Annotated in this window: 14 protein-coding genes; 12 read left to right on the forward strand and 2 right to left on the reverse strand. The window is 67.1% G+C overall.

Going from position 1 to position 20811, the window contains the following annotated elements; all coding sequences use genetic code 11:
• The first annotated feature begins 2 nt into the window (after positions 1-2).
• The 12 genes from treZ to KCG88_RS06205 all read left to right on the forward strand — a co-directional run bounded on the left by treZ (position 3) and on the right by KCG88_RS06205 (position 15003).
• Positions 3-1799, forward strand: coding sequence for a malto-oligosyltrehalose trehalohydrolase (gene treZ, locus KCG88_RS06150; RefSeq protein ID WP_047336725.1), 1797 nt, complete (start codon positions 3-5; stop codon positions 1797-1799).
• Entirely contained in the window at positions 1796-3877 is a 2082-nt protein-coding gene (gene malQ / locus KCG88_RS06155; protein ID WP_210711978.1) for a 4-alpha-glucanotransferase, read from the forward strand. Before treZ ends, malQ begins: the two co-directional genes overlap by 4 nt.
• Positions 3874-6654 (forward strand): malto-oligosyltrehalose synthase, encoded by a 2781-nt coding sequence (locus tag KCG88_RS06160; protein ID WP_210711979.1) that lies wholly within the window; start codon positions 3874-3876, stop codon positions 6652-6654. Before malQ ends, KCG88_RS06160 begins: the two co-directional genes overlap by 4 nt.
• A 21-nt stretch (positions 6655-6675) precedes the next feature.
• Positions 6676-6972, forward strand: a complete 297-nt coding sequence (locus KCG88_RS06165) for a DUF2934 domain-containing protein (protein ID WP_047286385.1) — start codon at positions 6676-6678, stop codon at positions 6970-6972.
• Between the two features lie 114 nt (positions 6973-7086).
• Positions 7087-9246 carry a glycogen debranching protein GlgX gene (gene glgX, locus KCG88_RS06170; protein WP_047286384.1) on the forward strand — a complete coding sequence of 720 codons (2160 nt, stop codon included), beginning with the start codon at positions 7087-7089 and terminating at the stop codon, positions 9244-9246.
• Positions 9247-9248: 2 nt separating this feature from the next.
• On the forward strand, positions 9249-10265 hold the full coding sequence (locus KCG88_RS06175; RefSeq protein WP_047336722.1) for an acyl-CoA dehydrogenase: 1017 nt from the start codon (positions 9249-9251) through the stop codon (positions 10263-10265).
• Entirely contained in the window at positions 10262-11020 is a 759-nt protein-coding gene (locus KCG88_RS06180) for a PIG-L family deacetylase (protein ID WP_210711980.1), read from the forward strand. Before KCG88_RS06175 ends, KCG88_RS06180 begins: the two co-directional genes overlap by 4 nt.
• Positions 11017-11616 carry an SAM-dependent methyltransferase gene (locus KCG88_RS06185; protein WP_047286381.1) on the forward strand — a complete coding sequence of 200 codons (600 nt, stop codon included), beginning with the start codon at positions 11017-11019 and terminating at the stop codon, positions 11614-11616. The genes KCG88_RS06180 and KCG88_RS06185 overlap by 4 nt, the downstream gene beginning before the upstream one ends.
• Entirely contained in the window at positions 11613-12278 is a 666-nt protein-coding gene (locus KCG88_RS06190) for a glycosyltransferase (protein WP_210711981.1), read from the forward strand. Before KCG88_RS06185 ends, KCG88_RS06190 begins: the two co-directional genes overlap by 4 nt.
• Positions 12279-12559: 281 nt before the next feature.
• Positions 12560-13318, forward strand: a complete 759-nt coding sequence (locus KCG88_RS06195) for a PIG-L family deacetylase (protein WP_047286379.1) — start codon at positions 12560-12562, stop codon at positions 13316-13318.
• 83 nt (positions 13319-13401) lie between these two features.
• A complete protein-coding gene (locus tag KCG88_RS06200) occupies positions 13402-14208 on the forward strand; it encodes an endonuclease/exonuclease/phosphatase family protein (protein ID WP_047336720.1) in 807 nt (268 codons plus the stop codon).
• Between the two features lie 105 nt (positions 14209-14313).
• Positions 14314-15003: an alpha/beta hydrolase gene (locus tag KCG88_RS06205; protein WP_015635519.1), complete on the forward strand. Its 690-nt coding sequence runs from the start codon at positions 14314-14316 to the stop codon at positions 15001-15003.
• 118 nt (positions 15004-15121) lie between these two features.
• Here the strand turns inward: KCG88_RS06205 and glgB are convergent, their stop codons facing one another.
• Together glgB and treS are read right to left on the reverse strand one after the other, a co-directional pair.
• Positions 15122-17353 (reverse strand): 1,4-alpha-glucan branching protein GlgB, encoded by a 2232-nt coding sequence (gene glgB, locus KCG88_RS06210; protein WP_047286376.1) that lies wholly within the window; start codon positions 17351-17353, stop codon positions 15122-15124.
• Positions 17350-20697, reverse strand: a complete 3348-nt coding sequence (treS, locus tag KCG88_RS06215; protein ID WP_210711982.1) for a maltose alpha-D-glucosyltransferase — start codon at positions 20695-20697, stop codon at positions 17350-17352. The genes glgB and treS overlap by 4 nt, the downstream gene beginning before the upstream one ends.
• Positions 20698-20811 lie beyond the last annotated feature (114 nt).

The following is a 20811-nucleotide window of genomic DNA, read 5'->3' on the forward strand; positions in this document are numbered from 1 at the left end:
CCATGACCTCAAGCACGCTGCACACCTGGACTCATGGCGCGCGGCTGCTGGATGCCGAGCACACCCGGTTCGCCCTGTGGGCGCCGGATGCGCGCTGCGTCAGCGTCGAACTGGCGGACGGCCAGTCGTTGCCCATGCAGCCCCAGCCCGAAGGCTGGTTCATGACCCAGGCGCGCTGCCCCGCGGGCAGCGCCTACCGTTTCAATATCGACCAGCGGATCCAGGTCCCCGACCCGGCGTCCCGGGCCCAGCTCGGTGACGTCCACGGGCCAAGCCTGGTGGTGGACCCCGAGCGCTATCAATGGCAGCACCCGCAGTGGCGCGGCCGGCCCTGGCACGAGGCGGTGATCTACGAACTCCACGTGGGGGTCATGGGCGGCTATCAGGCGGTACAGCACGCCCTGCCGGCCCTGGTGGAACTGGGGGTGACCGCCATCGAGCTGATGCCCCTGGCGGAGTTTCCCGGCGAACGCAACTGGGGCTATGACGGCGTCCTGCCCTACGCCCCGGAAGCCTCCTATGGTTCGCCCGACGAGCTGCGCGCGCTGATCGATACCGCCCATGGCCTGGGCCTGGCCGTGATCCTCGATGTGGTCTACAACCACTTCGGCCCCGACGGCAACTACCTGCAGGAGTACGCCCAGGGCTTCTTTCGCCAGGACCTGCACACTCCCTGGGGCGCTGCCATCGACTTTCGCCGCCCGCAGGTCAGCGAGTTCTTCATCGACAACGCCCTGATGTGGCTGCTGGAGTACCGTTTCGACGGCCTGCGCCTGGACGCGGTGCACGCCATCGACGATCCGGATTTCCTGCGGCAACTGGCGCAGCGGGTCCGCCAGGCAGTGCCACCCGATCGCCATGTGTGGCTCAACCTGGAGAACGAGTTCAATCAGGCCAGCCTGCTGCAACAAGGCTTCGACGCACAGTGGAACGACGACGGCCACAACGCCCTGCATGTGCTGCTGACCGGCGAAACCGACGCCTACTACGCCGACTTCGCCGAGCAGCCCACTGAGCAACTGGCCCGCTGCCTGAGCCAGGGTTTCGCCTTTCAGGGCCATGCCAACCGACATGGCGAGGCCCGCGGCGAACCCAGCGGCCACCTGCCTCCCAGCGCTTTTGTGCTGTTTCTGCAAAACCATGACCAGATCGGCAACCGCGCCTTTGGCGAGCGCCTCAACCAACTGGCGCCGACCCAGGCCCTGCACGCGGCCACGGTGCTGTTGCTGCTGTCGCCGATGATTCCGCTGCTGTTCATGGGCGACGAAGTGGCCGCCCAGGAGCCGTTTCTGTTCTTCACCAGCCACCAGGGCCAGCTGGCCGAAGCGGTGCGCGAGGGCCGGCGTAACGAATTCGCCGCCTTCAGTGCCTTTGCCGACGCCGAGCAGCGCCAGCGCATTCCCGACCCCAACGCCGCCTCGACCTTCCAGGCCTCGCGCCCACGGGCCCAGTCCCGGCAGGCCGAGGCCACCCGCGCGCTGTACCGCAGCCTGTTGCAGATCCGCCACCGCGAGCTGGTTCCGCGCCTGCCCGGCGCCCGGGCCCTGGGCTGCCAGGTACTGGCCGAAGGCGCCCTGAGTGCGCGCTGGCGCCTGGGGGACGGCAGCCTGTTGCGCATCGACCTCAACCTCAGCCCGCACCAGGTCGAACTGGCCGCCGAGGCTGCGCCGCAACTGTGCTTCGAATACCCGCTGCACACCCTCAAGCACTGGTGCCAGGGCCAGCTGCCTGCCTACAGCGTGCTGGTGCTGCTGGCCCCCACCGCTTCCCCGACCGACCCAGATGGAGAATGCCTATGAGCGATGCGCAACTGGAACTGCTTGCCAGCCGCGCCGGCCTGGCAGTGGACTGGATCGATGCCAACGGCCGTGCCCAGAAGGTCGAGGACCGAGTCCTGCGGGCTGTCCTGGCCGGCCTGGGGCATCCGGCCGAAGACCCGCAGCAGGTCGAACAGAGCCTGCTGCAATTGCAAGAGGTGCAACAGAGCCGACACCTGCCACCGCTGTTGACCGCCGACCACGGCCAGAGCCTGGACCTGGCGCGCTACTTCCCCCCGCACACGGCCTGTGTCCTGCGGCTGGAGGACGGCAGCCCGCTGCACCTGGACCTGGATGCCGAGAGCCGGCTGCCGGGCTCGATTCCGGTGGGTTACCACGCCGTGAGCATCGACGACGAACACTTTGTCCTGGCGGTGGCCCCCGAACGCTGCTTCAGCGTAGCCGACGCCGTGCACCAGCCCACCCCGCGGGCCTGGGGCCTGAGCGTGCAGTTGTACGCCTTGCGCCACCCCGGCGATGGCGGCTTCGGTGATACCCAGGCCTTGGAGGAACTGGCGCGCCAGGCTGCCGAACGCGGCGCCGATGCCCTGGCCATCAGCCCGCTGCATGCCATGTTCAGCAGCGATCCGCTGCGCTACAGCCCCTATTCACCTTCCAGCCGGCTGTTCCTCAACAGCCTGTATGCCGCCCCTGGCGCGATCCTCGGCGACCGCGCCTGGCGCACCGCCATCGAAGCCTGCGGCCTGGGCGAGCAACTGCAGGACCTGGAACAGTTGCCGCTGATCGACTGGCCCCTGGCGGCCCAGGCCAAGTTGCGGGCGCTGCGGGCGCTGTACGAAGGCTTCTGCCAGGGCGAGCACCCGCTGCACGAGGACTTCGCCAGCTACCGCCGGGCGGCCGGCGAAGCCCTGGAAAACCACTGCCGCTTCGAAGCCATCCAGGCCCAGCGCGCTGCCCGTGGCGAGGACCTGGACTGGCGTCACTGGCCGCCGCAATGGCGTGATCCGGCCAGCCCGGCCCTGGCTCATTTCGCCGAGGAACAGGCCCACGAAATCGGCTTCCATGCCTTTTGCCAGTGGCTGATCGCCCGCAGCCTGGAGCGAGCGCAAAGCGCGGCCCGCAGCAGCGGCATGGGCATCGGCCTGATCGCCGACCTGGCGGTGGGCGCCGACGGCGGCGGCAGCCAGGCCTGGAGCCGCCAGGAGCAGTTACTGGCCAACCTGACGGTGGGCGCGCCACCGGACATCCTCAACCGCCAGGGCCAGAGCTGGGGCATATCGGCCTTTTCCCCGGAAGGCCTGCAACGCCATGGTTTCCGCGCTTTCATCGAAATGCTGCGGGCCAACTTCGCCCATGCGGGGGGCCTGCGCATCGACCATGTGATGGGCCTGCAACGGCTGTGGGTGATTCCCCTGGGCGCGCCCCCCAGCGATGGCGCCTACCTCTATTACCCGGTGGACGACCTGCTGCGCCTGCTGACCCTGGAATCCCATCGCCACCAGGCCATCGTGCTGGGCGAAGACCTGGGCACAGTGCCCGACGGGCTGCGGGAAAAACTCGCCGCCCGGGCCATGCTCGGCATGCGTGTGCTGTTGTTCGAACAGGACCACGGCTGCCACTTCAAACCCATCCTTGACTGGCCGGACAATGCCCTGGCCACCACCAGCACCCATGACCTGCCGACCCTCAACGGCTGGTGGCATGGCCGCGACATCGACTGGAACCAGCGCCTGGGCCTGGTGGACGAAGCCGGGGCCCGGCACTGGCGCGAACATCGCCAGCACGAACGCAACGGCCTGCGCCACGCCCTGGCCCAGGACCCGCAGAACTTTCGCGAAGAAAGCCACGAGGCCGACCAGGTGGTGGACGCCAGCGTGCGTTTCCTCGGCCACACCCGGGCGCCCCTGGTGCTGCTGCCCCTGGAAGACGCCCTGGGCATCGACGAACAGGCCAACCTGCCCGGCACCCTCGACAGCCACCCCAACTGGCGCCGGCGCCTGGCCACTGCCAGCCGGTGCCTGCTGGACGACAGCGACGCGGCGCGGCGCCTGGAACTGCTGGCCTGCGCCCGACAGCAGGCCCTGGAGCGTGACCGATGAGCCCGCCAACCACGCCCATGCCACGGGCCACCCTGCGCCTGCAATTTCACCGGGGCTTCACCCTGGATCATGCGCTGCCCCTGGTGCCCTACTTCGCCGGCCTGGGCCTCAGCCACCTCTACGCCTCGCCACTGCTCTGCGCGCGGGCCGGGTCCATGCACGGCTACGACGTGGTGGACCCCACCCGGGTCAACCCCGAGCTGGGGGGCGAGGCGGCCCTGGTACGGCTGGTGGATGCCCTGCGCCAGCACGGCATGGGCCTGATCCTGGATATCGTCTCCAACCACATGGCGGTGGGCGGCAATGACAACCCCTGGTGGCTGGACCTGCTGCAATGGGGGCGCCTGAGCCCTTACGGTGAGTTCTTCGATATCCAGTGGCATTCCCCCGACCCGCTGATGGAAGGCCAGCTCTTGCTGCCCTTCCTCGGCAGCGACTATGGGCAGGCCTTGCAGGAAGGCAGCCTGCAACTGCAGCTGGACGACGACCGCTGCGGTTTCCATGTTCGCCACTATGAACACTGTTTCCCCATCTGCCCCGCCGACTTCGGGGAGCTGCTGCGCCTGGCCGGCCCGCCGGACGCCGCCCAGGCCCTCAAACCCCTGGCCGACAGCTTTGCCGCCCTGCGTTTCAGCGGCGACGCCCACGCCCAGGCACAACCGCTGCAGCAGGCCCTGGGCCAGCTGTTACAGCAACCGGCGCTGCACCAGGCCGTCACCGCCCACCTGCAAGGCTACGACTCACGCCACGACGAAGGTTTCCAGCGCCTGCACCGTCTGCTGGAGCAGCAGAGCTATCGCCTGGCCAGCTGGCGCACCGCCGCCGACGACATCAACTGGCGACGCTTCTTCGACGTCAACGAACTGGGCGGGCTGCGGGTCGAGCGCCCGGCGGTGTTCGAAGCCACCCACGGCAAGATCTTCGAGCTGATCCAGCGTGGCCTGGTGGATGGCCTGCGCATCGACCATATCGATGGCCTGGCCGACCCGCGCAGCTATTGCCGCAAGCTGCGGCGCCGGATCGACCGCCTGCGCCCGGGCCAGCACCTGCCGATCTACGTCGAGAAGATCCTCGGCGCCGGGGAAACCCTGCACCGCGACTGGGGCGTGGATGGCAGCACCGGCTATGAGTTCATGAACCAGCTGTCGCTGCTGCAGCAGGCCCCTGCAGGCCAGCCGGTGCTGGCCCAACTGTGGAGCCGGCACAGCCAGCGCCCCGCGGCGTTCGCCGAAGAGGCACTGCTGGCCCGTCAGCAGATTCTCAACGGCTCCCTGGCCAGCGATTTTGAAAGCGTGGCCCAGGCCTTGCTGCAGGTGGCGCGCCTGGACCTGATGAGCCGCGACCTGACCCTGGGGGCCATCCGCCGCGCCTTGCAGGAACTGATCGTGCACTTCCCGGTGTACCGCACCTATATCAGCGCCTGTGGCCGCGGGCAGCAGGACCAGCAGTTATTCCAGCAGGCCCTGGATGGCGCGCGCCAGAGCCTGGGCGAGGCCGACAGGCCGGTGCTCGATTGCCTGGAGCGCTGGCTCGGCGGCCAAAGCTGGCGCCAGCAGCCTCCGGGCCGTGGGCGCAAGCTGCTGCGCCACGCCTGTGTGCGTTTCCAGCAACTGACTTCGCCCGCCGCGGCCAAGGCCGTGGAAGACACCGCCTTCTACCGCTCGGCGGTGCTGCTGGCACGCAACGATGTGGGCTTTAACAGCGAACAGTTCAGTGCGCCGATCGCCGCCTTCCACACGGCCTGCCAGCAACGCCTGGCCAGCTTCCCCGACAACCTGCTGACCAGCGCCACCCACGACCACAAACGAGGCGAGGACAGCCGCGCGCGCCTGGCGGTACTCAGCGAACGGGCCCCCTGGTATGCCGCCCAGGTAGAGCACTGGCGCACTCTGGCCGCGCCCTTGCGCCAGCAGGCGGATGCGCCTTCGGCGGGGGACGAATTGATCCTTTACCAGACCCTGCTGGGCAGTTGGCCCCTGGAACTGGGGGCCGAGGATCAGGCGGCCCTGCAAGGCTATGAAGAGCGGATCTGGCAATGGCAGCTCAAGGCCCTGCGCGAGGCCAAGCTGCAAAGCAGCTGGGCGGCGCCCAACGCAGAGTACGAAGAGGCCGTGCAGGCCTTTGTCCAGGCCCTGCTGCTGGCGCCCCAGGGCCTGGCATTACGCCAGTCGATTGCCGCGGCGGCCCGGGCCATTGCCCCGGCGGGCGCCCTCAACAGCCTGGCGCAAACCTTGCTGCGCATGACCGTGCCCGGGGTCCCCGACCTGTACCAGGGCAACGAGTTCTGGGATTTGAGCCTGGTGGACCCGGATAACCGCCGGCCAGTGGATTACCCGGCCCGGCAGGCGGCCCTGGAGCGCGGCGGCGAACCACGCCAGTGGCTGGCCCAGTGGCACGACGGACGCATCAAGCAGGCCCTGATCGCCCGTACCCTGAACCTGCGCAGCCAGTACCCGGAGCTGTTTCGTCGGGGCCGCTACCAGCCGCTGCAGGTGCTTGGCCAGCATGCCGGGCGGGTCCTGGCGTTCATGCGCGAGCACGGCGAACAACGGGCGGTGGTGATAGTGCCGGTGCAGGTCGCCAGCCTGCTGGGGGATCGCGCAACGCCCTTGATCGATGCGCCGATATGGGGCGATACCCGGGTGCAGCTACCGTTCGACGCCTCGGAGCAAAAGCTGAATGGACTTTTTTCCACGGTGGCAGTCACACCCCACAGAGAGCTGATGCTTAGCGCCGCACTGCAAGACTTTGCGCTCAACCTTTTGATTCAACCTTGAATTCAGTCCAGGAGCATTGCGATGAGTACCGACGACAAACGCATTCGTGAATTCGCTTATCAGATATGGGAGTCGGAAGGTAAGCCAGAGGGCCAGGAAGCCCGACACTGGGACATGGCCCGCAAGCTCGCCGAGGCCGAAGCCCTGGCTCCAACGCCACCCAAGGCCGGCAAGGCCAAGCCTGCGACCGCCAAGCCCGCCGCCAAGAGCCCGGCCAAGCCCAAGGCCAAGTCGGCCGCCGCCGTGGTAGTCCCCCCGGGAGAAAAAACCGCCGCGGCAAAGAAACCCCGAGCACCGCGCAAACCGCCGGCTAACTGAAACCCGCCAGCCGTCTCGTCCTTGTCAACCCGTGGCGCGCCCCGCGCGCCATAAGGGTCGCGTTCGCCCTGAAGAAAGGGCCCGGCCTCTCACCGTCTCACTGCAGGAGCAACCATGAGCAGATCCAAACAGCCCACCGCCACTTCCGAAAGCGAACCCTCGCGCATTCGTGAAGGCCTGCCCTTCCCCCTCGGCGCCACCTGGGACGGCCTGGGGGTCAACTTCGCGCTGTTCTCGGCCAATGCCACCAAGGTCGAGCTCTGTGTGTTCGATGATGCCGGTGAAGTGGAACTCGAACGCATCGAACTACCGGAATACACCGACGAAATCTTCCACGGCTACCTGCCCGACGCTCACCCCGGGCTGATTTACGGCTACCGCGTGCACGGCCCTTACGACCCGGCCAACGGTCACCGTTTCAACCCCAACAAACTGCTGATCGACCCCTATGCCAAGCAGCTGGTGGGCGAACTGAAATGGTCCGAGGCGCTGTTCGGCTACACCATCGGCCACCCAGACGCCGACCTCAGTTTCGACGAGCGCGACAGCGCGCCCTTCGTGCCCAAGTGCAAGGTCATCGACCCGGCTCACACCTGGGGCAACGACCAGCGGGTCAGCGTGCCCTGGGACAAGACCATCATCTACGAGACCCATGTGCGCGGCTTCACCATGCGCCACCCTTCGGTGCCCGAGAACCTGCGGGGCAGCTTCGCCGGGCTGATGGTGGACGACGTGCTGGAGCACATCCGCAAGCTCGGGGTGTCGTCGGTGGAGCTGCTGCCGATCCACGCCTTCGTCAACGACCAGCACCTGCTGCACAAGGGCATGACCAACTACTGGGGCTACAACAGCATCGCCTTCTTCGCCCCCGACCCGCGCTACCTGGCCAGCGGCAAGATCGCCGAATTCAAGGAAATGGTCGCCCACCTGCACGAAGCCGGGCTGGAGGTGATCCTGGACGTGGTCTACAACCACACCGCCGAAGGCAACGAGCAAGGCCCGACCCTGTCCATGCGCGGCATCGACAACGCTTCCTACTACCGCCTGATGCCCGACGACAAGCGCTTCTACATCAACGATTCGGGCACCGGCAACACCCTGGACCTGAGCCACCCCTGCGTGTTGCAGATGGTCACCGACTCGCTGCGCTACTGGGCCACGGAAATGCACGTGGACGGCTTCCGCTTCGACCTGGCGACCATTCTGGGGCGTTACCACGACGGTTTCGACGAGCGCCACAGCTTCCTTGTGGCCTGCCGCCAGGACCCGGTGCTGCGCCAGGTGAAGATGATCGCCGAGCCCTGGGATTGCGGCCCCGGCGGCTACCAGGTGGGCAAGTTCCCGCCGGGATGGATGGAATGGAACGATCGCTTTCGCGACACCGTGCGCGCCTTCTGGAAGGGCGATGACGGCCAGCTGGCGGACTTTGCCGGGCGCATGACCGCCTCCGGCGAGATGTTCAACCAGCGCGGCCGCCGGCCCTACGCCTCGGTCAACTTCGTCACCGCCCACGACGGCTTCACCCTGCACGACCTGGTGTCCTACAACGACAAGCACAACGAAGCCAACGACGAGAACAACCAGGACGGCAGCAACAACAACCTGTCCTGGAACCACGGCGTCGAAGGCCCCAGCGACGACCCCGAGATCAACGCCCTGCGCCTGCGCCAGATGCGCAACTTCTTCGCCACCCTGCTGCTGGCCCAGGGCACGCCGATGGTGGTGGCCGGCGACGAATTCGCCCGCACCCAGCACGGCAACAACAACGCCTACTGCCAGGACAGCGAGATCGGCTGGGTCAACTGGGAGCTGGATAACGACGGCAAATCCCTGCTCAAGTTCGTCAAGCGCCTGATCAAGCTGCGCCTGAGCTACCCGATCCTGCGGCGCGGGCGCTTCCTGGTGGGCAGCTACAACGAGGACATCGGGGTCAAGGACGTCACCTGGCTGGCCCCCGACGGCAGCGAGATGACCACCGAGCACTGGCAGGACCCCCATGGTCGCTGCCTGGGCATGCTGCTGGACGGCCGCGCCCAGGAAACCGGGATCCGTCGCCCCGGGGCCGACGCCACCCTGCTGCTGGTGGTCAACGCCCACCACGACATCGTCAACTTCCGCTTGCCACAGGTGCCCGCCGGGGAGTTCTGGACCTGCATGCTCGACACCAACCAGCCGGCGGTGCGCGGCCAGGAACGCTTTGCCTTCGGCCACGAGTATTCGGTGACCGGGCGCTCCCTGCTGCTGTTCGAACTGCAACATGAGGAAGAAGACTGAACATGGACCTGCAAGGCTTCCTGCATCACTCCGCCGACCTGGGGCACGCCGACACCCGCGCCCTGGGCCTGTGCCTGGAAGCCCTGGTGGGCGCCGGGCTCGACCGCCTGCCGCTGCCCGCCGGGGGTGCCACCCTGCAACGCTGGCAGGCCCTGGCCAGGGTCGCCGGCCATGACCTGGGCCTGTGCAAGCTCTACGAGGGGCACACCGACGCCCTGGCGATCATGGCGGAACTGGGCTGCGCCGTGCCTCCCGGCACCACCTGGGGCACCTGGGCCGCGGAGCCGCCCCAGGCCCGGGTGCACGCCGTTGCCGATGGCCCGCACTGCCGGCTCAGCGGCACCAAGGCCTGGTGCTCGGGGGCCGAGGTGCTCAGCCATGCCCTGCTCACCGCCTGGGACGCCGCCGGCCACCAACGCCTGGTGGCGGTGGCCCTGGACCAGCCCGGGGTGCAGGTCGAGTGCGGCAGCTGGCAAGCGGTGGGCATGGCCAATACCGGCAGCCAGCGGGTTAACTTCCACGAGGCGCATGGCCACTGGGTCGGCGGGCCGGATGACTACCTGCAGCGCCCGGGCTTCTGGCAAGGCGCCATCGGCATCGCCGCCTGCTGGCTGGGGGCCGCCCAGGCCATCGCCCGCCCGCTGCGCGAACACTGCGCCAAACGCGACGAACCCCATGCCCTGGCCCACCTGGGGGCAGTGGACAGCGCGCTGCATCAGGCCGCCTGCGTGCTGCGCCACAGTGCCCGGCAGCTGGATCAGGCGCCCGAGGCCAACTGCCAGTTGCTGGCCCGGCGCGCCCGGGCGGTGACCGAAGCCAGCGTCGACAGCGTGCTGCACCACGTCGGCCGGGCGCTGGGCGCCGGCCCCTACTGCCTGGACCGGCACTTCGCCCGGCTGCTGGCGGACCTGCCGGTGTTCATCCGCCAGAGCCATGCCGAGCGTGACTTGGCCCTTCTCGGGCAACAGCTGGCCAATGCCCCCCACGCGGCAGCGGAGCCGGGAGGTTGGCAGCTGTGAAAGCCAATCCGATTGTCGGTCGCGGCACCTCGCTGCGGGCCTGGCAGGCCTCCTCGCAACTGCAGGCCATGCCCGCGGTGGACATTCAAACCCTGGTCCCGCAAGGAGCACGGGCGGTGATTGTGGCCCCGCACCCGGACGATGAAATCCTCGGCTGTGGCGGCCTCCTGCAATTGCTGGCGGCGCAGGGGCGTGAGCTGCTGCTGATTTCGGTCACCGATGGGTGCGCCAGCCATCCCGGCTCCCGGCGCTGGCCGGTGCAGCGCCTGAGCCAGGTGCGGCCCCAGGAGTCCGCCGAAGGCTTGCGCCGCCTGGGCCTGCCGCTGCAGCGCATCACCTGGCTGCGCGCCGGCTTCGAGGACAGCCGCGTCGCCCGGGACGAAGCCGCCCTGACGCAGTTCATCCAGGGTTGCCTGCGCGCCGGTGACGTGCTGTTCAGCACCTGGTGCGAGGACGGCCATTGCGACCACGAAGCCGTGGGCCGGGCCAGCGCCCTGGCCGCCCGGGCCGTGGGTACGAGCCTCAAGGAACTGCCGATCTGGACCTGGCACTGGGCCGATCCCGAGGGCCGGCAGTTGCCTTGGGAACGTGCCCGCAAGGTGCTGCTCAGCCCCGCTCAGGTGGCCCGCAAGCGCCATGCCATCCACGCCTTTGCCAGCCAACTGGAGGGCGACCCGCAGATCGGCCTGGCGCCCGTGCTGGCACCGCACATCATCGAGCGTCTGCTGCAACCTTTTGAGGTGGTGTTCCTATGAGTGTCGACACTCGCTATTTCGAAGGGCTGTTCGCCCGGGACCAGGACCCCTGGGCCTTTCGCCAGCGCTGGTATGAACAGCGCAAACGTGCGATCACCCTGGCCAGCCTGCCGCGCCGCCACTACCGGAGCATTTTCGAACCCGGCTGTGCCAACGGCGAACTGAGCGCCGAACTGGCCAGCCGCTGCGACAGCCTGCTGGCCTGCGACACCGCGCGCAATGCGGTGGACCTGGCCCGGCAGCGCTTACGCTCCTTCCCCCACGCCCGGGTGGAACACGGCCGCCTGCCCCGGGACTGGCCCAACGGCCCCTTCGATCTGATCGTCATCAGCGAAATCGGCTACTACCTGGACGCCGCCGACCTGGCGCAACTCGTGGCCAGGGCCCTGGGCTCCCTGGCCGCGGATGGCCAGCTACTGGCCTGCCACTGGCGTCCGCCCATTGCCGAGTGCCCCCTGGACGCCGGACAGGTGCACGAACTGCTGCATCGCCATTTGCAACTGCCACGCTTGCTGGAACACCAGGAAGCGGACTTTCTACTCGACCTCTGGGGCCGCGAAGCGGATTCGGTCGCGACCCTGGAGGGCCTACGATGATCGGAGTGGTGATACCCGCCCATAACGAGGAGCAACTGCTGGCCGATTGCCTGCGCTGTGCCCTGAAAGCCGCCAGCCACCCCCTGCTCAATGAAGACGTGGCGATCCTGGTGGTACTCGACAGTTGCTCCGACGGTTCTTTGGACATCGCCCGCCAGTTCGCCGTGCAACACCTGCAATTGCAGGTGCGCAATGTCGGACGGGCACGGGCCGCGGGCGCGCAGTTGCTGCTGCAGGCCGGCGCCCGCTGGCTGTCCTGTACCGATGCCGACAGCCGCGTACCCGAAGACTGGCTGGTGGCCCAGTTGGCCCTGGGCGCCGACGCCGTCTGCGGCACCGTCACCGTCGACCGCTGGAGCGAAGGTTTCGAACCGCAGGCGCAGATCCGCTATCACGATGCCTATCAGGACGGCGATGGCCACCGGCACATCCATGGCGCCAACCTCGGCATCAGCGCCGCAGCCTATGTCCGCGCCGGTGGTTTCGAGGCGCTGACCTGTCACGAGGATGTGCAGTTGGTGCGGCAGCTGCAGCGCTGTGGCGCCAGCATCGCCTGGAGCCGGCATCCGCAAGTGATTACCAGCGGGCGCCTGGATTCGCGGGCCAAAGGTGGGTTCGGCGATTACCTCAGGGGCCTGAACGAACCTTGCACAGGGCTGTGAAGTACAGCATGGCATTGGTCGGTGCGCCTCTGCGGGGCGACAATTGCCGTCTACCCTGTGACGGGCTTGGTAATCCGCAAATAAGCTTGGGCTGGCACTGCGTGCAAGGCTCCAGGCTGTGTATGATTACCTGCGAATCACGGTGTGCCAAAGGTATGGGCACCGGTACTTCACGCTGAGGCAAGTGCCAAGGAATCAGCGTACGTGCAAACCCAGGGTCGCGACTCAACGGAGGCTCAACCGCCATTGCCGTGGCCCGGAAAACAGGGATGTGACACCCCATGAAAGCCATACCCGCAATCGACAGCAACTGGCCCAGCCAGATCTGGAACAGTGCCCGCAGCCTGGCCGAGGTGCCGGCCATCAATCTGGCCAACCTGGTTCCGGCCGGCTCCCGGGCAGTGATAGTCGCCCCTCACCCCGGTGACGAAGTGGTCGCCAGCGGCGGCCTGCTGCAAGTGCTGGCCCACCACGGGCACCCCCTGCAACTGATTTCCATCAGCGACGGCAGCGCCAGCCATCCCGGATCGGAGCTGTGGCCCAAGCGCCGCCTGAGCGTGTTCCGCCCCCAGGAAAGCGCCGAAGCCCTGCGTCGCCTGGGACTGCCCCTGCACAGCCTGAAGTGGATCCGCGGCGGCTTTGCCGACAGCGCCTTGAGCGAACGGGAACACCAACTGGTGCCCTTCATCTGCCGCTACCTGCGCGACACCGACGTGGTGTTCAGCACCTGGCGCGCCGACGGCAACCTCGACCACGAAGCCGTGGGCCGGGCCACGGCCGAGGCCGCGAGCCTGGTGGGTGCGCGTTTTCATGAGATTCCGATCTGGGCCTGGCACTGGGCGGCTCGCGAGGAGCATCACATACCCTGGCAACGTGCGCGCAAGCTGCGCCTGGACACCTGGACCGTGGCCCGCAAGCGCCACGCCGCCCACGCCTATGCCAGCCAGTTGCAGGGCGAACCGGAGATCGGCCTGGAGCCGTCGTTGTCGCCGGTACTGCTGGAGCGCCTGCGCCTGCCCTACGAGATCATCCTGATGTAGGCCTGTGCGGGTAGAAAATAAGCTGAACGCACGCACCGCTCGCCAGTCCCATCTGTAACCGCCACTGATTCCAAGGAGCCCGCGTGAGCAGCGATTCCACCCGCCAGCCCAACCCCGAGGCGGTCCAGCGGTTACGTGTTCTGACCGTCAACACCCACAAGGGCTTCACCGCCCTGAACCGCCGCTTCATTCTTCCGGAACTGCGCGAGGCCGTGCGCAGTACCCAGGCCGACCTGGTGTTTCTCCAGGAAGTACTGGGCGAGCACGAGCGCCATGCCTCGCGCCTGGACAACTGGCCTCAGCAGTCGCAGTACGAGTTTCTCGCCGACAGCATGTGGAGCGACTACGCCTACGGGCGCAACGCGGTATACCCCGATGGCCATCACGGCAACGCCCTGTTGTCGAAGTTTCCGATCCGCCAGTACCGCAACCTCGATGTGTCGATCACCGGCCCCGAGCGCCGGGGGCTGCTGCACTGCGTGCTGGATGTGCCCGGCCACGCCGAGGTCCATGCCATCTGCGTGCACCTGAGCCTGCTGGAAAGCCATCGCCAGTTGCAGCTGGCGCTGCTGGGCCAGTTGCTCGAATCCCTGCCCGAGGAGGCGCCGGTGATCATCGCCGGCGACTTCAATGACTGGCAGATGCACGGCAACGCTACCCTGGGCCGGCGCAACGACCTGCACGAAGCCTTCGAACGCCATCATGGCCGCCCGGCCAAGACCTACCCGGCCCGCTGGCCACTGCTGCGCCTGGATCGGGTCTACCTGCGCAACGCCCACAGCCACCGCCCGCAGATCCTCGGGCACAAGCCCTGGACCCATCTCTCCGATCACCTGCCGCTGGCGGTGGAAGTGCACCTGCCGCCTGGGGCCGCACATCAGAATTCATGAATAAATAGCCGTATTCGCGCCAGAGTCGACCATGCTTTCCCCCGAACCCGAGCCTGGGGGCGCCCGCCTTCGGGCCAACCTTGAGCCTATAGAAGGAATCAAGCGATGAGCGAGCAACCCACGATTGTCCTGGTCCACGGTTTCTGGGGCGGTGCCGCCCACTGGAACCGGGTCATCGTCGAACTGCTGAACCGCGGTTACGAGAAGATCCGCGCCGTGGAACTGCCCCTGACCTCCCTTGCCGAAGACGTTGAACGGACCCGCAAACTGGTGGCCCAGCAAGCGGGGCCGGTGCTGCTGGTGGGCCATTCCTACGGTGGCGCGGTGATCACCCAGGCCGGGCATGCGCCGAACGTCGCGGGCCTGGTGTACATCGCCGCCTTCGCCCCGGACCAGGGTGAAAGCCCCGGTGGCCTGACCCAGGAGTTCCCGCCTGAAGCCGCCGCCAATCTGGCGCCCGACAGCGACGGCTACCTCTGGGTGCGTCCGGAGCGCTTCCAGCAGAGCTTCTGCCAGGACCTCAGCCCCCAGGAAGGGCTGGTCATGGGCCTGACCCAGAAGGCACCGCTGGCAAGCACCTTCGGGGACGCCCTGGGGGCCCCGGCATGGCGCGACAAACCTTCCTGGTACCAGGTGTCCCGTGCCGACCGCATGATCGCCCCGGCGAACCAGGAGCGCATGGCCGCCCGGCTCAACGCCCGCAAGGTCATCCACCTGGACGCCAGCCACGCCTCCCTGGCCTCCCAGCCCGGGCCCGTAGCCGCGCTGATCGCCGAGGCCGCCGACTCCCTGTAACGGGTTGACGGGGCGATCTTCAGACGAGCCTTTGCCTTCCCCGCAAACCCTGCGCTCCAGCGCCGGAGCGCCGCCCAGAGCGTTCGCAGCCTTCGGCAGCGGCTACAGGACGCCTGGGTCAACTGTCAGGGCGCAGGATCAGCACCGCCAGCGGTGGCAGGTTGAGTACCAGGGACAGCGCCTGGCCATGGCTGCTCTGCTCTTCGCTGAAGGCCTCGCCACCGTTGCCGTAGTTGGAGCCGGCATACAGTTGCGAATCGCTGTTGAGCAATTCGCTCCAGCGCCCCGCTACCGGTACACCGACGCGGTAGCCCTGGCGGGGCACCGGGGTGAAATTGGCCACCACCAGCAGCGGTTCGCCGCTCTTGCTCCAGCGCAACCAGGCATAGACGCTGTTGATCGCATCGTCGCCAATCAGCCATTGGAACCCCTGGGGCACGTCGTCCTGATCGTGCAGCGCCGGGTATTGGCGATACAGGCGGTTGAGGTCCCCCACCAGTTGCTGCACCCCGCGGTGCTCGGGGTACTGCAACAGGTACCAGTCCAGTTGCTGATCGTGGTTCCACTCGCGCCATTGGCCGAACTCGCACCCCATGAACAGCAGCTTCTTGCCCGGATGGGCCCACATGAAGCTCAGGTAGGCCCGCAGGTTGGCGAACTTCTGCCAGCGATCGCCAGGCATCTTGTCGATCAGCGAGTGCTTGCCGTGCACCACTTCGTCGTGGGAGATCGGCAGGATGAAACGCTCGGACCAGGCGTACACCAGGCCAAAGCTCAGTTCGTTGTGATGGTGGGCGCGGTACACCGGGTCTTGCTGGATGTAATGCAGGGAATCATGCATCCAGCCCATGTTCCATTTATAGGCAAAGCCCAGGCCGCCCTGGTCGGTGCGCTGGCTGACCCCGGGCCAGGCGGTGGACTCCTCGGCGATCACCAGGGCGCCCGGGGCCTCCAGGGCCACGACGTCGTTGAGGTGACGCAGAAAATCGATGGCTTCGAGGTTTTCCCGGCCGCCGTGGCGGTTCGGCACCCATTCCCCGGCCTTGCGCGAATAGTCGCGGTAAAGCATCGAGGCCACGGCATCCACCCGCAGGCCGTCGACATGGAAATGCTTGAGCCAGTGCAGCGCCGAAGCCAGCATGAAACCGTGCACTTCGGTACGCCCCAGGTTGTAGATCAGGGTGTCCCAGTCCTGGTGGAAGCCCTCCAGGGGGTTGCCGTACTCATACAGTGCAGTGCCGTCGAACTGCGCCAGGCCGTGGGTATCGGTGGGAAAGTGCGCCGGCACCCAATCGAGAATCACCCCGATGCCTGCCTGGTGGCAGGCGTCGACGAAGGCTGCGAAATCCTGCGGGCTGCCGTAGCGGGCGCTGGGGGCGAACTGCGACAGCGGCTGGTAGCCCCAGGAGCCGCCAAACGGGTGCTCCATGATCGGCATCAGTTCGACATGGGTAAACCCCAGGTCCTTGACGTAGGGAATCAGCCGTTCGGCCAGTTCGGCCCAGCTGTACTGGCGGGCCACTTCTCCAAGGTCGTCCACTTCGCACTGCCAGGAACCGGCATGCAGCTCATAGATCGACAGCGGCGCGTCCACCCGCTGGCGCTCGCCACGGGCCAGCATCCACTCCTGGTCCTGCCAGTCGATGGCCAGGGGCGGCGCGACCCTGGAGGCGGTATCCGGCGGCAACTGGGTGGCCAGGGCCATGGGGTCGGCCTTGAGCGGCAGGATGCCCTGGGGCCCGAGGATCTCGTATTTGTAGGCTTCGCCCGCCTGCAGGCGCGGGATGAACAGCTCCCAGACCCCGGAGGGATGGCGCAGGCGCATCGGATGCCGGCGCCCGTCCCAGATATTGAAGTCGCCCACCACCGAGACCCGCCGGGCATTGGGTGCCCAGACCGCAAAACGCACGCCGTCGATGCCGTCCACGGTGGTCAGTTGCGCCCCCAGGCAGGAACTGAGGTCGCGGTGATTGCCCTCGGCAAACAGGTACAGGTCCATCTCCCCCAGCAGGGGGCCGAAGCTGTAGGGGTCTTCACTGACCTGTTCGCCCCCGGCCCATTGAATGCGCAAGAGATAGGGCCGGGCCTCGGGGAAGTGCCCGACAAACAGCCCCGGCACCTCACCGGCTTGCAGGCTGCCCAGCACCTGCTGCTGGTCGCGGTCCAGCACCTGCACACTCAGCGCCCCGGGCAGGAAAGCGCGGATGAATTGCCCGCCGGCGCCATCGCCGTGGGGCCCGAGAATCGCGAATGGATCGCGGTGTTCGGCCCGTACCAGGGCGTCGATAGCCTTGGCCGAAGGAAGCAATGCCGGTTGCTGCTTTCCCTGTTCCTTGTTCGAGAAACTCATGACTGCTCTCCACCACTCTCAATATCGGAAAAGGGTTTCAGTTCACGCAACAGCCCCACCAGGCCGTGCAACGGCACAGGCAACCAGGCGGGACGGTTCTCCGCTTCATAGGCCAGCTCGTAGGCGGCCTTCTCCAGGCTGAACAGTGCCAGGGCGGCATCCGCCGCCGCCGGGTCCTGCCAGCCATGGGCAAGATTAGCCGTCGCCAGCCGATACGCCTTGACAAAGGCTTGGCGCGCCTCGGCCAGGTAGCGCGTGACCACTTTGCGCCGCCCCGCCGCCGCACCTTGCGCGCCGTCCACCGCCGGTGCCTCCAGGGCCATGGCCGCCGCGTAGTCGAAGGAACGCAGGACTCCACTGACATCCTTGTAGGGGCTGTGCTTGCCGCGGCGCTCGGCCAAGGGCCGGGCCGGCTCGCCCTCGAAGTCAATCAGGTAGGCATCGCCCTTGATCACCAGTACCTGCCCCAGGTGCAGGTCGCCGTGGACACGAATCCGCACGCCCCCCACCAACTGTTTGGCCAGTTGCTGGATGTGACCCAGGATCAGCGCCTTATGCTGCAACAATTTGCCGAGCAATTTCTGCTCCCCTGCCGCCAGCTCCGCCTGGTGCTGTTGAAGCAGATGCAACCCGCGCTCCAGTTGCTCGGCAACCTGGTGGTTCCAGGCCTGGGCATCCTTGGCAGTGGCGTGCTCGGGAGCGAAATCCGGATTGTCGCTGGGGGCCGCCAGCAGCAGGTGCATTTCCCCCAGGCGCTGGCCCAGCAGGCCGGCGAAATCCTGGAGCTCGCCCAGGGCGTTGTAGTGCTGCTCCTGCTCGGACATGGCCTCGGCCAGCTCGTCGCGGATCGCCCGCTCGAGGTTGTTCTGGGTCCACTCCCAGGCATCGCCCTGATTGTTCAGGTAGCCCTGGGCGATCATCAGCAGATGGTCTTCGCCCTGGGCATCGCGGCGCAGCACCGAACCCAGCAGCGGCGAGATGTGGGCAAAGCCGGCAGCGGTGAGGAAGGCGCTCATTTCCAGCTCTGGGTGAATGCCCCCCGCCACCTTGCGGATCAGCTTGAGCACCAGGCTGCCGCCCACCACCACCGAGCTGTTGGATTGCTCTGCCGACAGGTAGCGCACCTCGGCGTCGGCCCCCAGGCCCAGCGCCGCCAGCTGCGCGGTGCCCTCGAAACGGATCTGGCCCTGCTCGCTGTCCAGGCAGGTCGCGCCCTGCAGCGCCTGCAGCACGTTACGCACGAAACTGTCGAGGGCGAAGGCGTCGGTGATCAGCCCCACCTGGCGCCCGCGGCGCACTCGGGCCATGGCCAGTTGCTGGGGCAAGGCGCTGTTGATCTGCTCTTCGGCCAACAGGCCGAACGGCAACTGGTAACGCTCGCTGCGCCCGGCGCTGGTGACTTCGATCTCGCTGAGCAGCACCGGGTGCTGCGGGTCGCCAAAGCGCACGCCGTAGGCGATCCGCGCCTGGTCGATGGCGCTGTCCTTGCCGCCGAACCAGCGCCGCTTGGGCAACCAGTTGGGCAGTACTTCGTGCTCCAGGGTGGTGCGCGATGGCGCTTCAAGCAATTCTTCGAGGCGTTTCTTCAGCACCAGGGTGGTGAAATCCGGCAGGCTCTGGGCCGGTTCCACGTGCCAGCTGGGCATCTGGTTTTCCGCCGCCAGGACGAACCAGTAGAAACCGTAGGGCGCCAGGGTCAGGAGGAAATTCAGCTGGCCGATGGGTGGAAAGGCGTTCCCGCCGAGCATCTCCACCGGCACCATGCCCGCGAACGCCGAGAGGTCCAGCTCCGCGGCCTGGGCGCTGCGCGAGACGTTGGCCACGCACAGGATGATCTCCTGCTTGCCGTCAGGCCCGGTGTATTCCCGGGTATAGGCCAGGATCCGCCGGTTGCTCGGCGACAGCATCTTCAGGCTGCCGCGGCCAAAGGCCTTGGACTGCTTGCGCACCGCCAGCATGCGCCGGGTCCAGTTGAGCAGCGAATGGGGGTCGCCAGACTGGGTCTCGACATTGACTGACGGGTAGCCGTACAGCGAATCCATGATCGGCGGCAGCACCAGGCTGGCCGGGTCGGCCCGGGAGAAACCGCCGTTGCGGTCGATGGACCATTGCATCGGCGTACGCACGCCATCCCGGTCCCCCAGGTAGATGTTGTCGCCCATGCCGATTTCGTCGCCGTAGTACAGGGTCGGGGTACCGGGCATCGACAGCAGCAGGCTGTTGAGCAGCTCGATGCGCCGCCGGTCACGCTCCATCAGCGGCGCCAGGCGCCGGCGGATCCCCAGGTTGATGCGCGCCCGGCGGTCGGCGGCGTAGTAGTTCCACAGATAGTCGCGCTCACGGTCGGTGACCATTTCCAGGGTCAGTTCATCGTGGTTGCGCAGGAAGATCGCCCACTGGCAGTTGGCCGGGATCTCCGGGGTCTGGCGCAGGATGTCGGTGATGGGGAAGCGGTCCTCCTGGGCCAGGGCCATGTACATGCGCGGCATCAGCGGAAAGTGGAAGGCCATGTGGCACTCGTCACCGTCGCTGCCTGTGACATCGCCAAAGTACAGCTGGGTGTCTTCCGGCCATTGGTTGGCCTCGGCCAGGAGCATGCGGTCCGGATAGTTGGCGTCGATTTCGGCGCGGATCTGCTTGAGCACCTGGTGGGTCTCCGGCAGGTTCTCGTTGTTGGTGCCATCGCGCTCGATCAGGTAGGGAATGGCGTCCAGGCGCAGGCCGTCGATGCCCATGTCGAGCCAGTAGCGCATCACCGAGAGCACGGCCTTCATCACCTGGGGGTTGTCGAAGTTGAGGTCCGGCTGGTGGGAGTAGAAGCGGTGCCAGAAGTATTGGCCGGCCACCGGGTCCCAGGTCCAGTTGGACTTCTCGGTGTCGAGAAAGATGATCCGCGTGCCGTCGTATTTCTGGTCGTCGTCGGACCACACGTAGAAATTGCGCGCCGCCGAGCCCGGCTTGGCCTTGCGTGCCCGCTGGAACCAGGGGTGCTGGTCGGAGGTGTGGTTGATCACCAGCTCGGTGATCACCCGCAGTTCGCGCTTGTGGGCCTCGGCGATAAAGCGCCGGGCATCGGCCAGGGTGCCGTAGTCGGGGCTGACCCCGCGGTACTCGGCGATGTCGTAGCCGTCGTCACGCCGCGGCGAGGGGTAGAACGGCAACAGCCAGATGGTGTTGACCCCCAGGTCCTTGATGTAGTCGAGCTTGGCGATCAGCCCCGGAAAATCGCCGATTCCATCGTTGTTGGAATCGAAGTAGGACTTCACATGCACCTGGTAGATCACCGCGTCCTTGTACCAGAGCGGGTCCTTGATAAAGGTCGTGGGGCGAGGTTTCTTGGCCATGTCGGACTCCTGAAAAAATTGAATTCGCAGCTGCCACAAACCACGCCCCACCGTGGGAGCTGGCTTGCCAGCGAAGGTGCCGGCCGGGCCTGCACAAGGCGCGCGGGCCCAAGC

This window comes from Pseudomonas sp. MWU349, from assembly GCF_017947325.1.
Lineage (GTDB): Bacteria > Pseudomonadota > Gammaproteobacteria > Pseudomonadales > Pseudomonadaceae > Aquipseudomonas > Aquipseudomonas protegens.

Coding starts and splice junctions, on each gene's coding strand:
- treZ (WP_047336725.1), top strand. CDS start 3: ATGACCTCAAGCACGCTGCACACCTGGACTCATGGCGCGCGGCTGCTG.
- malQ (WP_210711978.1), top strand. CDS start 1,796: ATGAGCGATGCGCAACTGGAACTGCTTGCCAGCCGCGCCGGCCTGGCA.
- KCG88_RS06160 (WP_210711979.1), top strand. CDS start 3,874: ATGAGCCCGCCAACCACGCCCATGCCACGGGCCACCCTGCGCCTGCAA.
- KCG88_RS06165 (WP_047286385.1), top strand. CDS start 6,676: ATGAGTACCGACGACAAACGCATTCGTGAATTCGCTTATCAGATATGG.
- glgX (WP_047286384.1), top strand. CDS start 7,087: ATGAGCAGATCCAAACAGCCCACCGCCACTTCCGAAAGCGAACCCTCG.
- KCG88_RS06175 (WP_047336722.1), top strand. CDS start 9,249: ATGGACCTGCAAGGCTTCCTGCATCACTCCGCCGACCTGGGGCACGCC.
- KCG88_RS06185 (WP_047286381.1), top strand. CDS start 11,017: ATGAGTGTCGACACTCGCTATTTCGAAGGGCTGTTCGCCCGGGACCAG.
- KCG88_RS06190 (WP_210711981.1), top strand. CDS start 11,613: ATGATCGGAGTGGTGATACCCGCCCATAACGAGGAGCAACTGCTGGCC.
- KCG88_RS06195 (WP_047286379.1), top strand. CDS start 12,560: ATGAAAGCCATACCCGCAATCGACAGCAACTGGCCCAGCCAGATCTGG.
- KCG88_RS06205 (WP_015635519.1), top strand. CDS start 14,314: ATGAGCGAGCAACCCACGATTGTCCTGGTCCACGGTTTCTGGGGCGGT.
- glgB (WP_047286376.1), bottom strand. CDS start 17,353: ATGAGTTTCTCGAACAAGGAACAGGGAAAGCAGCAACCGGCATTGCTT.
- treS (WP_210711982.1), bottom strand. CDS start 20,697: ATGGCCAAGAAACCTCGCCCCACGACCTTTATCAAGGACCCGCTCTGG.